The sequence below is a fragment of the Streptomyces sp. NPDC048434 genome, assembly GCF_043200375.1.
GTDB lineage: Bacteria > Actinomycetota > Actinomycetes > Streptomycetales > Streptomycetaceae > Streptomyces.
Genome location: NZ_JBICXQ010000019.1, coordinates 25876 through 39674 on the forward strand (window position 1 = coordinate 25876; position 13799 = coordinate 39674).

Consider the following 13799-nt stretch of genomic DNA (forward strand, 5'->3'; position numbering starts at 1 on the left):
ACGGAAGGCACCGCAATGCCCCGAAGAAGGCCCCGCATACGGACGGCACTGGCACTCCTCGCGAGTACCGCACTGGCCACCGCCTCACTGGCGCTCGGCACCGCCCCCGCCGTCTCCGCCGCCTCGCCGCCCGCCAAGGGCCCGGCCGCGCAGGCCTCGGCCGAGGACTTCCAGCAGGTCACCCTCGCCAAGGGCGCCGAAGAGGTCGGCGAGCCGATGTCGCTGGCCGTCCTCCCCGACCGCAAGGTCCTGCACACCTCCCGCGACGGTGTCCTGCGCCTCACGGACGAGAACGGCACGACGCAGCAGGCGGGCAAGCTGGCGGTCTACAACCACGACGAAGAGGGCCTCCAAGGCGTCGGCGTGGACCCGGACTTCGCGCAGAACCGCGCCATCTACCTCTACTACGCACCGCCGCTGGACACCCCCGCCGGCGACGCCCCGAACGACGGCACGGCCGCCGACTTCACACCGTTCGACGGGGTGAACCGCCTCTCCCGCTTCACCCTCAACGCCGACGGCACCCTCGACAACGCCTCCGAGAAGAAGATCCTCGACGTCCCCGCCTCCCGCGGCATCTGCTGCCACGTCGGCGGCGACATCGACTTCGACAAGGCCGGCAACCTCTACCTGTCGACCGGTGACGACTCCAACCCGTTCGCGTCCGACGGCTTCACGCCCATCGACGAGCGCGACACCCGCAACCCCGCCTACGACGCCCAGCGTTCCGCGGGCAACACCAATGACCTGCGCGGCAAGATCCTGCGCATCAAGGTCGCCGATGACGGCTCGTACACCGTCCCGTCGGGCAACCTCTTCGCCCCCGGCACGGACAAGACCCGCCCCGAGATCTACGCGATGGGCTTCCGCAACCCGTTCCGGATGAGCGTCGACAAGCCGACCGGCATCGTCTACGTCGGCGACTACGGCCCCGACGCGGGCGCCGCCGACCCGAAGCGCGGCCCGGCGGGCCAGGTCGAGTTCGCCCGTGTCACCAAGCCGGGCAACTTCGGCTGGCCGTACTGCACCGGCAACAACGACGCCTACGTCGACTACGACTTCGCGACCAAGGCCTCCGGCGCATCCTTCGACTGCCACGCACCGAAGAACAACTCGCCGCACAACACCGGCCTCGTCGACCTGCCGCCCGCGCAGCCCGCGTGGATCCCGTACGACGGCGGCTCCGTGCCCGAGTTCGGCTCCGGCTCCGAGTCCCCGATGGGCGGCCCCGTCTACCGCTACGACGCCGCGAACGCGTCCCCGGTGAAGTTCCCCGAGGCCTACGACGGCGACTTCTTCGCCGGCGAGTTCGGCCGCCGCTGGATCAAGCGGATCGAGCAGGACGCCGACGGCAAGGTGACATCCATCAACCCGTTCCCGTGGACCGGCACCCAGATCATGGACATGGCCTTCGGCCCGGACGGCGCCCTGTACGTCCTGGACTACGGCACCGCCTGGTTCGGCGGCGACGAGAACTCCGGCCTGTACCGCATCGAGAACGCCACCGACGGCCACTCGCCGGTCGTCGACGCCAAGGCCGACAAGACCTCGGGCCAGGCGCCGATGCGGGTGAAGCTCTCCGCCACCGCGACCGACGCCGACGGCGGCACCCTCACCTACGCGTGGAACTTCGGCGACGGCACCACCGGCACGGGCGCCGCCCCAGGCCACACGTACAAGAAGAACGGCACCTACACCGCGACCGTCACCACCAAGGACCCGACCGGCCGCACCGGCAGCGCCGACGTGCACCTCGTCGTCGGCAACACCGCACCCAAGGTGACCCTCGAACTCCCCGGTAACGGCGAGCTGTTCACCTTCGGCGACGAGGTGCCCTTCAAGGTGAAGGTGACCGACCCGGAGGACGGGACCATCGACTGCACCAAGGTCAAGGTCACCCACATCCTCGGCCACGACAGCCACGGCCACCCCGTGACGTCCGCCAACGGCTGCTCGGGCGTCATCAAGACCAGCGCCGACAGCGAGCACGACCCGAACGCCAACGTCTTCGGTGTCTTCGACGCCGAGTACACCGACAAGGGCGCCAACGGACAGCCCGCGCTCACCACGCACGACCAGCACGTCACCCAGCCCAAGCACCGCCAGGCCGAGCACTTCGGCGACTCCAAGGGCGTCTCGGTCGTGAACCACACGCCCGCCAACGGCGGCAAGACGGTCGGCGACATCAACAACGGCGACTGGATCTCCTTCAAGCCGTACCTGATCTCCCAGGCCACGTCCCTCACCGCCCGCGTCGCCTCGGCGGGCAGCGGCGGCACCCTGGAGATCCGCAGCGGCTCGCCCACCGGCCGGCTGGTCGGCAGCGCGAAGGTCGAGCCGACCGGGTCCTGGGAGACGTACCAGGACGTGAGCACGGCCATCAACCGTCCGCCCACCACGACCACCACGCTCTACCTGGTCTTCAAGGGCAGGGACGGCGCGGCCCTCTACGACGTGGACGACTTCACCTTCACCACTGGCTGAGCCACCCGGCTGACCCCCTCGCCGACCGGGACGTACGGGCCGAGCAGACCTTGGCCCGTACGCCCCGCCGGAGCAAGGACACCCCATGCACCCCTCCGCACGCCGCCTGGGCATCACCGCCGTCACGGCCGCCGCCCTGCTCGCCACCATGGCGCTGCCCGGCGCCGCCGCACCCGCCCACCACCGCGACACCGGCCGCGTCCTGGTCTTCTCCAAGACCGCCGGCTTCCGGCACGACTCCATCCCCGACGGCATCGCCGCCCTCAAGGAATTGGGCAGCGCCGGCTCCCTCACGGTCGACGCCACCGAGTCCGCGGACGCCTTCACGCCCGGCAACCTCGCCCGCTACGACGCCGTCGTCTTCCTGTCGACCACCGGCGATGTCCTCGACGACACCCAGCAGCAGGCGTTCGAGGACTACGTCGCCCACGGCGGCGGATACCTCGGCATCCACGCGGCCGCCGACACCGAGTACGACTGGCCCTTCTACGGCGGGCTCGTCGGTGCCTACTTCCAGTCGCATCCGGCCATTCAGCCCGCCACGGTCCGGGTCGAGGACCGCAGCAACCCGGCGACCGCGCATCTGCCGGCCGCTTGGGAGCGCACCGACGAGTGGTACAACTACCGCACCAACCCCCGCGCGCAGGCCCATGTCCTCGCCTCCCTCGACGAGACGACGTACACGGGCGGCACCATGAAGGGCGACCATCCGATCGCCTGGTGCCAGAGCTACGGCGGCGGGCGCGCCTTGTACACCGGAGGCGGTCACACCAAGGAGTCCTACGCGGACCCGGCGTTCCGCGCCCATCTGCTCGGCGGGCTGACGTACGCCGCGGGGAAGGCCGAGGCCGACTGCCGGCCGGACACCGGCTACCGCCCGATCTTCAACGGCCGGACCCTCGACGGATGGAAGCAGGCCGGACCCGGAGGGTTCACCGTCGAGAACGGCACCCTCAACTCCTACGGCGGCATGGGCCTGCTCTGGTACCAGGCCAAGGAGCTGACGGCGTACTCCCTCAAGCTCGACTGGAAGATGCAGGGCGACGACAACTCTGGTGTCTTCGTGGGCTTCCCGGCCTCCGACGACCCCTGGTCCGCCGTCAACAAGGGCTATGAGATCCAGATCGACGCCACGGACGCGCCGGACCGCACCACGGGCGCCGTCTACTCCTTCCAGTCCGCCGACCTCACGGCCCGCGACCGGGCCCTGCGACCGCCCGGACAGTGGAACGCGTACGAGATCAAGGTCCAGGGAGAGCGCCTGCGGGTGTACCTCAACGGAGTCAAGATCAATGACTTCACCAACAAGGACCCCGAGCGGAGCCTGACCGACGGCTACCTCGGTCTGCAGAACCACGGCGCCGACGACCACGTGGCCTTCCGCAACATCCGGATCAAGGAACTGGCGGACCCACAGGCGGCGGCAGCGGACGCGGAGCACGGAGAGGCGCGGGGTAAGTGATGGCTGACCCGACCCGAGAAGCGGCCCGCGAGGAGGGCCGCCCCGAGCGCACCGGCCGCACCGGTGTCTGGCTCGTCGGCGCCCGCGGCTCCGTCGCCACCACCGTGATCGCCGGCTGCGCCGCCCTCACCGCCGGTCTGCACCGGCCCGTCGGCATGGTCACCGAAACCGCCCCCTTCACCGACACCTCCGTCCCCTCCCTCCCGCCCCTCTCCGCCCTCGTCTTCGGCGGCCACGACACCGCCTGCTGCCCGCTGCCCAAACGCGCCGAGGAACTCGCCGCCGGCGGCGTCCTGCCGTACGGCCTGCCGCCCGCCGTACACGCCGAACTCGCCGCCGCCGACGCCGCGATCCGGCCCGGCGGACCGCAGCAGGGCGACACCCGCAGCGACGCCGAACTCATCAGCGCCTTCGCCGCCGACCTGCGCGACTTCGGCCGCGACCACGACCTCGACCGCACCGTCGTCATCAATGTCGCCAGCACGGAACCGGCCCCCGCCGACCCGCACACCGACCGGCTCCCGGCCAGCTCCCTCTACGCCTACGCCGCCCTGCGGGCCGGCTGCCCGTACCTCAACTTCACCCCCTCCACCGGGCTGCACCACCCCCTCCTCCAGGAGATGGCAGCGGTCAGCGGACTGCCGTATGCGGGCCGCGACGGCAAGACGGGGCAGACCCTGCTGCGCTCCGTCCTCGCCCCGATGTTCGCCCAGCGCGCGCTTGCCGTACGCGCCTGGTCCGGTACCAATCTCCTCGGCGGCGGAGATGGCGCGGCCCTCGCCGACCCGGGCGCCGCGGCCGCCAAGAACGCCGGCAAGGCCCGGGTCCTGGCCGACACACTCGGCGCACTCCCCGCCGGCGACCTGCACATCGACAACGTTCCGGCGCTCGGCGACTGGAAGACCGCCTGGGACCACATCGCCTTCGACGGCTTCCTCGGCAGCCGGATGACCTTGCAGACCACCTGGCAGGGCTGCGACTCCGCGCTCGCCGCACCCCTCGTCCTCGATCTGGCCCGGCTCCTGGCCGCCGCACACACCGTCGGCCTGTCCGGCCCGCAACCCGCCCTCGGCTTCTACTTCAAGGACCCGGACGGCGGCCCCGCCGCCCTCGCCGACCAGTACACCGCCCTCCTCGCGTACGCCGGACTGCTGCGGACCGGGACGCGGTCATGAGCCCGGACGGCGGGCCGGGCCGGTCACCGGAGGGCGAGGGAGGGATGGCCGGGCGGCAGCCTGGGTATGTGCCTGAGCCGGGGCCGGGGCCGCGCCCTGGACCCGGGGCCGGCCGCGCGCCGCGCCCCACGAGGAACGGCCCGGTGGTGGGTTCTGTGGGGGAACCTGCCACCGGGCGTGGGCCGGCGGGCGGTACCGGGCCTGCCGGCGCCGACGGGCATACGGGCGGCGGGGGAGCCGCCGACACCGGCGGCGCGGGCCGGGCCTGGGCCGAACTCCTCCGCGTCTCGGCCCTCTTCAGCGTCCCGGGCGATCTGCTCGCGGGCGCCACCGCCGCCGGTCACCGGCCGAACCACCGCACCGCGCTCGCGGCCTGCGCCTCCCTCTGTCTCTACGAGGCCGGTATGGCGCTCAACGACTGGGCCGACCGCGATATCGACGCCATCGAACGCCCGAGCCGCCCGATCCCGTCCGGCCGGATCGCACCGTCCGCCGCCCTCGCCGCGGCCGGTGGCCTGACCGTCGCCGGGCTCGCCCTCGCCGCCGCGGCCAGCCGCCCCGCCCTGCTCACCGCCACCGCCCTCGCGGCCACGGTCTGGGCCTACGACCTGCACCTCAAGAACACCCCCGCGGGCCCGGCCGCCATGGCCTGCGCCCGCACCCTGGACCTGCTCCAGGGAGCCGTCGCAACCGCTCCTCCCGGCACCGCGCGACAGCGACGGCCGGAAGACACCGGCCGTGCGGACACCCGGCATCCCTCCGGGGCCGCCCGGTCCGCCCGCGCGGCGCTGCCCTCCGCGGTGCTGCTCGGCGCTCACACCCTCGCCGTCACCACCGTCTCGCGGCGCGAGGCCCAGGGCAGCTCGTCCGCCCTTCCGCTGGCCGGACTGGCGGCGGTTGCGGCCGTGGCAGGCGCAGCCATGGGCGGCCGGGGCCGGGATCGGGGGCGGGCTCACGGCCGAAGCCGAGGTCGACCGGCGGGGTACCGCTCGGCGGCTCGTCGCCCGGCTGCGTACGGCTTGGCCGCGGGCCGCCCGGCTGCGTACGGCTTGGCCGCGTCGGCCAACTCCGCGACCGATTCCCCGACCAATTCCCCGACCGATTCCGCGGCTCACTCCGCGACCCCCTCACCGTTCACCGCCGCGCTCGTCGCCGGGTACGGCGTCACCGCGGCCCGTCCGCTCCTCCAGGCGGTCCTCAACCCCTCGCCGTACTTCCTTCAGCGCGCCGTCGGCGGCGGAATCCGCGCCATGATCCCGCTCCAGGCGGCGCTCACCGCCCGCGCGGGCGCGCCCCGTACCGCGGCCGCCCTGCTCGCGCTGATCCCCGCCGCCCGGCGCCTGTCCCGGAAGGTCAGCCCGACATGACCCCGACGACGACCACGCCCTTGCGGCTGGCCTACGGCACCAACGGCCTCACCGACCTCCGCCTCACCGACGCCCTCGCGCTGCTCGCCGACCTCGGCTACGACGGGGTGTCGCTGACCCTCGACCATATGCACCTCGACCCGCTCGCCCCCGGACTGGCGGCCCGCACCGCCGATATCGCCCGCCGCCTGGGCGAGTTGGGGCTCTCCGTGGCTATCGAGACCGGCGCACGGTACGTCCTGGACCCCCGCCGCAAACACCACCCCACGCTTCTCGACCCGGACCCGGAAGCCCGCGCGGCCCGTACCGGACTGCTGTGCACCGCCGTTCGCGTCGCCGCCGACCTGGGCGCGACCGCCGTCCACTGCTTCAGCGGCGTCCGCCCGGACGGCACCTCCGAGGACACCGCCTGGGACCGCCTCGCCGGCTCCCTCGGCCCGGTCCTCGAAGCCGCGGCGGACGCCCGGCTGCCGCTCGCCCTGGAGCCCGAGCCCGGCCACCTCGTCCCCGACCTCGCCGGTTTCCACTACCTCCGCGCCGTACTCGGCAGCCCGGAGGCCACGCTGTTCGGCCTCACCCTGGACATCGGCCACTGCCGGTGCCTGGAGCCCGATCCACCCGCCACCTGTGTACGGGCCGCGGCCCCATGGCTGTGGCATGTGCAGATCGAGGACATGCGGCGGGGCGTCCACGAACATCTGCCGTTCGGCACCGGTGAGATCGACTTCCCACCGGTCCTGGACGCCCTGAAGGACGTCGGCTACCGGGGCCTGGTGAGCGTCGAACTACCCCGCCACTCGCACGCGGGCCCCCAACTCGCCGCCTCCTCCCTGCACTTCCTCCGGACCGCCGAACAGCGGAGCACCGAGCAGCGGAGCGCCGAGCAGGACACCGCCGTAGCGCGCTCCGCCGTCCCGAGCCCCGCCGTCCCGAGCCCCGCCGGGCAGCGCACTGCCGGACAGCCCGTCGACGGACAGCCCGCCGCCGGACAACGCCCGGCGCCCGTACCGGAGCACCCCACCCACACCGCCGCTCGCCGGGGAGACACCCCATGCTGACCCCCGAACAGCGCCTCACCCGCCTCCACGACTCGCTGCGCGCCCGTCTCAGCACCCCCGCCCGAACCTGGCTCACCAGCGCCCTGGCGGAGGCCGCGCAGGGCGACAGGCCCACCCCGGCGGCCGACTCACCAACCCCCTGGGAGATGCGGTTCGCCTCGGCCGGGCGGTACTGCACCCGGCCCGATCCGCCGTATGAGCCGGACCCCGAAGCAGCCGAGGCGGCTCGGGTGCTCCTGCTGTGCACGGCCCGCGCCGACGCCCCGACCGTCACCCGGCTCTCTCTGCACGGCACCGCCGCCGAACGCTGCGCCGTACTCCTGGCCCTGCCCCACCTGGCGCTCGGTCCGGCAGCCAAGCACCTGGTCGAGGATGCGCTGCGGACGAACGACACCCGGCTGGTCGCGGCCGCCGTCGGGCCGTACGCCGCACGTCACCTGGACGCCCACGCCTGGCGGCACGCCATCTTGAAGTGCCTTTTCACGGGCGTCCCCGTGGCAGCCGTGGCCGGCCTCGCGCAGCGCGCCCGGGGCGACACCGAACTCGCCCGGATGCTCGGCGACTACGCCCGCGAGCGCACCGCCGCCGGCCGCGCCCTTCCCGACGATCTCCACCGCGTCCTGGCCCTCACCGCACTCACCCCCGCTCACCACCTCCCCAACGGACCTCAGGCCTCCACGGAGCCCTAGGGCGTGTCCGCAACGTCCCGCCTGGCCTCCGGGCGAACGACGGGACTTCGCGGACATGCCCCTGCAACTCCGCAGCCCCGCAGAGCCGAAGCCCTTCAGAGCCCTGGCCGTTCAGAGTCCTGGCTCCCACCCCGCGAGGAGTCCCCGATGCGCATCTTCGACCCGCACATCCATATGACCTCCCGCACCACCGACGACTACGAGGCACTGCACGCCGCCGGCGTCCGAGCCGTCGTCGAGCCCTCCTTCTGGCTGGGGCAGCCCCGTACTTCGCCCGCCAGCTTCTTCGACTACTTCGACTCCCTGCTCGGCTGGGAACCCTTCCGCGCCGCCCAGTACGGCATCGCCCACCACTGCACGCTGGCCCTCAACCCGAAGGAAGCCAACGACCCCCGCTGCACCCCCGTCCTCGACGCCCTACCCCGCTACCTCGTAAAGGACTCGGTCGTCGCCGTCGGCGAGATCGGCTACGACTCCATGACCCCCGCCGAGGACACCGCCCTCGCCGCCCAGCTCCAGCTCGCTGCCGACCACGGCCTGCCGGCGCTCGTCCACACCCCCCATCGCGACAAGGCCGCCGGCCTCCGCCGCACCCTGGACGTCCTGCGCGAATCCGCACTGCCCCCCGAGCGCGTCGCCCTCGATCACCTCAATGAGACAACCGTAGGCGAGGCCACTGACAGTGGCTGCTGGCTGGGCTTTTCCCTCTACCCCGACACCAAGATGACCCCCGAGCGCATGGTCCGGATCCTGCGGCTGCACGGCACCGACCGGGTGCTGGTCAACTCCGCGGCGGACTGGGGCCGCAGCGACCCGCTCAAGACGCGCGAGGCGGGTGACGCGATGCTCGCGGCCGGCTTCAGCGAGGACGACGTCGACCAGGTGCTGTGGCGCAACCCCGTCGCCTTCTACGGACAGAGCGGCCGGCTGAACCTGAACAGCCCCCGGCCGCCCGGCGCGCTGCACGAGGGCAACTCCATCCTCCGCGGCGGGGAATGAGGAGGTACGGCCATGCGCTTCCGCCACCCGGACGGGTCCACCGTCCACCTCGCCTACTGCACCAATGTCCACCCCGCGGAAACCCTCGACGGCGTCCTCGCCCAGCTGCGCGACCACTGTGCACCGGTCCGCAAACGCCTGGGCCGGGACCGTCTGGGCATCGGACTCTGGCTCGCCAGGGACGCCGCCCGTGCCCTGACCGCCGACCCGGCCGCACTGCGCCGCCTCCGCCGGGAGCTCGACACCCGTGGCCTGGAGGTCGTCACCCTCAACGGCTTCCCCTACGAAGGGTTCGGCGGCCAGCGGGTCAAGTACCGCGTGTACCGGCCCGATTGGACGGAGGCCGCCCGGCTCGACCACACCACCGACCTGGCGCGGCTGCTGACCGCCCTGCTCCCCGACGACGCCGCCGAGGGCACCATCTCCACCCTTCCGCTCGCCTGGCGCACCGACTTCGACCCGGTCCGCGGCGCCGCCGACCGCCGCGATACCGCCCTCGACGCGCTGCGCACCCTCTCCGGCCGGCTGGACGCCCTCGAAGACCTCACCGGCCGCTCGATCCGCATCGGCCTGGAGCCGGAGCCCGGCTGCCTCATCGAGACCACCGCCGATGCCATCGGTCCCGTCACCGCCCTCCGCCGGCACCCGGCAGCGGGGCGCCACGCCCGGATCGGCCTCTGCCTCGACACCTGCCACCTCGCCACCTCCTTCGAGGACCCCCACGACGCGCTCGCCGCGCTGCACCGCGCCGCCGTGCCGATCGTCAAGTCCCAGCTCTCCGCCGCGCTGCACGCCGAACACCCCGGGCACACCGCCGTACGCACCGCCCTCGGCGCCTTCGCCGAGCCCCGCTTCCTCCACCAGACCCGCACCCGCAGCCCACAGGGCGCGCTCCTGGCCACCGACGACCTCGACGAGGCGCTCGCCGAGGGCAGCGGCCTGCCCACGGCCGGCCCCTGGCGCGCCCATTTCCATGTGCCGCTGCACGCCCCGCCCCAGCCGCCGCTCACCTCCACCATGGCCGTCCTCCAGGACACCCTCGCCCTCCTGGTCGGCGGACCGGTCCCGCGCACCCACCACCTGGAGGTGGAGACCTACACCTGGCAGGCCCTGCCCCCCGAGCTGCGCCCGCGTACCCGCGGCCGGCTCATCGACGGGATCGCCGCCGAACTCTCCCTGGCCCGCGATCTGCTGACCGACCTGGGCCTCAAGGAGCTGCCATGACCGGCCCGAAGCACACCGCCCCGGAGCCCGCCCCCGTGCAGCGCCTTCTGGTCCTCGATGTCGTCGGCCTCACCCCGCGCCTGATGGCCCATATGCCGTATCTCTCCGAGCTCGCCGAAGCCGGTGCGTACCGCCCGCTGAGCACGGTGCTGCCCGCCGTCACCTGCAGCGTCCAGTCGACTTTCCTGACGGGGACGACACCCGCCGGACACGGCATCGTCGGCAACGGCTGGTACTTCCGCGACCTCGGCGAGGTCCACTTCTGGCGGCAGCACAACGCGCTGGTCGGCGGCGACAAGATCTGGGACGCCGCACGCCGTACGCACCCCGGCTACACCGTCGCCAATGTCTGCTGGTGGTACGCGATGGGGGCGGACACCGACTGGACCGTGACGCCCCGCCCGATCTACTACGCCGACGGCCGCAAGGAACCCGACTGCTACACCCGGCCGCCCGACCTGCACGACGAACTCACCGAGTTGTTCGGCCCGTTCCCCCTGTTCACCTACTGGGGGCCCACCGCCTCCCTCGCCTCTTCACAGTGGATCACCGACGCCACCCGCCACCTCCACCGCACCCGCCGCCCCGACCTCACCCTCGCCTACCTCCCGCACCTGGACTACGACCTCCAGCGCTACGGCCCCGACGACCCCCGCTCGCACGCCGCCGCCACCGCACTCGACAGCGTCCTCGCCCCCCTGCTGGACGAGGCCCGCACCGTCGGCACCACCGTCGTCGTGCTGTCCGAGTACGGCATCACCCGGGTGCGCCGGCCCGTCGACATCAACCGGGCGCTGCGCCGCGCCGGGCTGCTGGAGGTGCACACCCAGGACGGGATGGAGTACCTCGACCCGACCGCCTCCCGTGCCTTCGCGGTCGCCGACCACCAGATCGCGCATCTCTACGTCCGGCGGCCCGAGGACCTCGCCGCGACCCGCGAGGCGCTCACCGGCCTCCCCGGGATCGCGCAACTCCTCGACGACAAAGGCAAGAAGGAGTACGGCCTCGATCATCCGCGGTCCGGTGACCTCGTCGCGCTGGCCGACCCCGACGCCTGGTTCACCTACTACTACTGGCTCGACGACGCCCGCGCGCCCGACTTCGCCCGGCTCGTCGAGATCCACCGCAAACCCGGCTACGACCCGGCCGAACTCTTCATGGACCCGCGCGACCCGTACGTACGGCTGCGCGCCGCTGCCGCCCTCGCCCGCAAGAAGACCGGGATGCGCTACCGGATGGCGGTCGTCCCGCTCGACCCCGAGCCGGTCCGCGGCAGTCACGGACTGCTGCCCGCCGATCCCGCCGACGGCCCGGTCCTCATCTGCTCACGGCCGGACGTCCTGCCCGCGGCCCCCGCCGCCACCGAGGTGAAGCCGCTGCTGCTGCAGCTCGCCGGCCTCACCTGAACCGCCCCGGCCCCACAACGCCCCCCTTCACCCCCCAAGTCCTTCACAAGGAGCCCACCATGACCCACGACCCGGAGCACACCCGCGACCTCGCCCGCCGGCTCGCCCGCCGCAGATTCCTCGGCGTCGCCGCCGGCACCACCGCCGCGGCGCTGCTCGGCGCGCAGACCGCCGCCGCCGCGCCCACGGCCGCCCCGGCGGCACCCGGCCGGCGCCGGCTGCTGCCCCCCGGCCGGCTCGGCATCCAGCTCTACACCCTGCGCGACCAGACCGGATCCCTCGGCTTCGCCCGGGTCTTCGAGGAACTCGCCCGCTACCACTACGACGAGGTCGAGTTCGCCGGCTACACGCAGGGCAGCGCGGGCCCCATCAGCCTGGCCCAGCTCAAGCGCCTGATGCGGGACAACGGGCTGCGCGGCGTCGGCAGCCACGTCGGTTACTCCTCCACCGACCCCCAGGCGTACACCTTCGCCACTCGGCTCACCCAGGTCCTCGACGACGCCGAGGCGCTCGCTCTGCCGTATGTCGGCACGCCCTCCAGCCCCGACCGCTACGGCAACACGGTCGACGCCTGGAAGCGCGCCGCCGAGGAATTCAACACCTACGGAGCCGCCGCGAGGGCCCGTGGCCTGCGCTTCTACCACCACAACCACGCCGACGAATTCTCCTTCGCCACCGACAACCCGCGCGTCCGCCTCTATGACGTACTGCTCGCCGAGACCGACCCCGAACTGGTCTTCCTGGAGATGGACATCTACTGGGCGTATGTCGCCCAGTACCGCTTCTCCCGGCGCCCCGACGGCACCCCCGCCCCCTTCGAACCCCTCGACTACGTACTGAAGGCCCCGCACCGCTACCCGCTCTTCCACGTCAAGGACGGTGAGCACGACACCGCCGCCCAGGACGGCTACCACATGACCGATGTGGGGGACGGCGATATCGACTACGGACGATTCCTGGCCACCGTGTACCGCCGTAGGGGCGATCGCCACCGCGACCACCACTGGATCGTCGAGCGCGATGACGCCGTCGACCCGGCCGCCAACCCGGCCGGCTCCCTGTCCACCGCCGACCGCTCGGCCCAACACCTCCGCCGGCTGCGCGGATAGCCGGCGCGGGGCGGGACCACCGCCCGCCGCGTCTCGCGGCCGCTCCGGGCTGCCCGGTTCCCCGCTCCGGCCGGAGCGGGTTGCCCGCGGTCCGATCCGCGAGACCGGCCCGGCCGCCGGCCACCGTCCGGGTAATGTGCACCCGATCACGAAGGAAGCATCAGAAGTACGACACCGCACCAGGCATCCGAACCACGAATGGCGAGACGCACATGAGCGAGGGGACAGCACCGGCGGCCGGCGAAGCGGCCGCCATCGCCGACGAGGCGGCCCGTGAACGGCTGAGCTATCTGCGCAGCAGCATCGACAACCTCGACGCCGCCCTGGTGCATCTGCTCGCCGAGCGCTTCAAGTGCACCCAGCAGGTCGGTGAGCTCAAGGCCCGGCACAGCCTGCCGCCCGCCGACCCGGCCCGCGAGGCCGCACAGATCGAGCGGCTGCGACGGCTGGCCGAGGACGCCAAGCTGGATCCGGCCTTCGCCGAGAAGTTCCTGAACTTCATCATCGGGGAGGTCGTCCGCCACCACCGGGCGATCGCCGACCGTACGCAGGAGGAGACCGGGGAGCCGGCCGCCGGCTGAGCCCGTACGCACGTCGGACGAGGGCGGGCGGTGCCTTCGCGGCACCGCCCGCCCTCGCCGCATACCGTGCACGCGAACTTCGCCTCCACCACGGCGTGTTGGTGCTGGGCGCCGGGAGCGCCCGCGGTCCACGGGCGGACCGCGCCGCCGCCGGGGGCCACGCGGTCGCCTCACCCAGCTGGTCCCGTCGCCCGCGCCGAGTGACACTCGCCATACCTGACGCCGGCCGGTGCCGCAGTGCCGCC

11 protein-coding genes are annotated in these 13799 nt (G+C 72.9%); all 11 read left to right on the top strand.

What is annotated here, in order from left to right; genetic code table 11:
• Window positions 1-15: 15 nt before the first annotated feature.
• The 11 genes from ACGFWI_RS22475 (at window position 16) to ACGFWI_RS22525 (ending at window position 13554) form a co-directional block, all read left to right on the top strand.
• Window positions 16-2484, top strand: a complete 2469-nt coding sequence (locus tag ACGFWI_RS22475; RefSeq protein ID WP_393907760.1) for a PQQ-dependent sugar dehydrogenase — start codon at window positions 16-18, stop codon at window positions 2482-2484.
• Between the two features lie 85 nt (window positions 2485-2569).
• Window positions 2570-3946: a ThuA domain-containing protein gene (locus tag ACGFWI_RS22480; RefSeq protein ID WP_393907761.1), complete on the top strand. Its 1377-nt coding sequence runs from the start codon at window positions 2570-2572 to the stop codon at window positions 3944-3946.
• Window positions 3946-5121, top strand: a complete 1176-nt coding sequence (locus tag ACGFWI_RS22485) for an inositol-3-phosphate synthase (protein ID WP_393907762.1) — start codon at window positions 3946-3948, stop codon at window positions 5119-5121. Before ACGFWI_RS22480 ends, ACGFWI_RS22485 begins: the two co-directional genes overlap by 1 nt.
• Window positions 5122-5276: 155 nt before the next feature.
• Window positions 5277-6488, top strand: a complete 1212-nt coding sequence (locus ACGFWI_RS22490) for an SCO3242 family prenyltransferase (RefSeq protein ID WP_393907763.1) — start codon at window positions 5277-5279, stop codon at window positions 6486-6488.
• Window positions 6485-7546 (top strand): sugar phosphate isomerase/epimerase family protein, encoded by a 1062-nt coding sequence (locus ACGFWI_RS22495; RefSeq protein ID WP_393907764.1) that lies wholly within the window; start codon window positions 6485-6487, stop codon window positions 7544-7546. Before ACGFWI_RS22490 ends, ACGFWI_RS22495 begins: the two co-directional genes overlap by 4 nt.
• Window positions 7540-8235: an EboA domain-containing protein gene (locus tag ACGFWI_RS22500; protein WP_393907765.1), complete on the top strand. Its 696-nt coding sequence runs from the start codon at window positions 7540-7542 to the stop codon at window positions 8233-8235. Before ACGFWI_RS22495 ends, ACGFWI_RS22500 begins: the two co-directional genes overlap by 7 nt.
• A 147-nt stretch (window positions 8236-8382) precedes the next feature.
• The gene (locus ACGFWI_RS22505; RefSeq protein ID WP_393907766.1) at window positions 8383-9234 is read left to right on the top strand and encodes a TatD family hydrolase; all 852 of its coding nucleotides are present in this window, start codon (window positions 8383-8385) and stop codon (window positions 9232-9234) included.
• A gap of 12 nt (window positions 9235-9246) precedes the next feature.
• Entirely contained in the window at window positions 9247-10458 is a 1212-nt protein-coding gene (gene eboE / locus ACGFWI_RS22510; protein ID WP_393907767.1) for a metabolite traffic protein EboE, read from the top strand.
• Window positions 10455-11864 (top strand): alkaline phosphatase family protein, encoded by a 1410-nt coding sequence (locus tag ACGFWI_RS22515; RefSeq protein ID WP_393907768.1) that lies wholly within the window; start codon window positions 10455-10457, stop codon window positions 11862-11864. The genes eboE and ACGFWI_RS22515 overlap by 4 nt, the downstream gene beginning before the upstream one ends.
• 59 nt (window positions 11865-11923) lie before the next feature.
• Window positions 11924-12973 carry a sugar phosphate isomerase/epimerase family protein gene (locus tag ACGFWI_RS22520; RefSeq protein ID WP_393907769.1) on the top strand — a complete coding sequence of 350 codons (1050 nt, stop codon included), beginning with the start codon at window positions 11924-11926 and terminating at the stop codon, window positions 12971-12973.
• A 212-nt stretch (window positions 12974-13185) separates the two neighbouring features.
• Entirely contained in the window at window positions 13186-13554 is a 369-nt protein-coding gene (locus ACGFWI_RS22525; RefSeq protein WP_393907770.1) for a chorismate mutase, read from the top strand.
• Window positions 13555-13799: the final 245 nt, after the last annotated feature.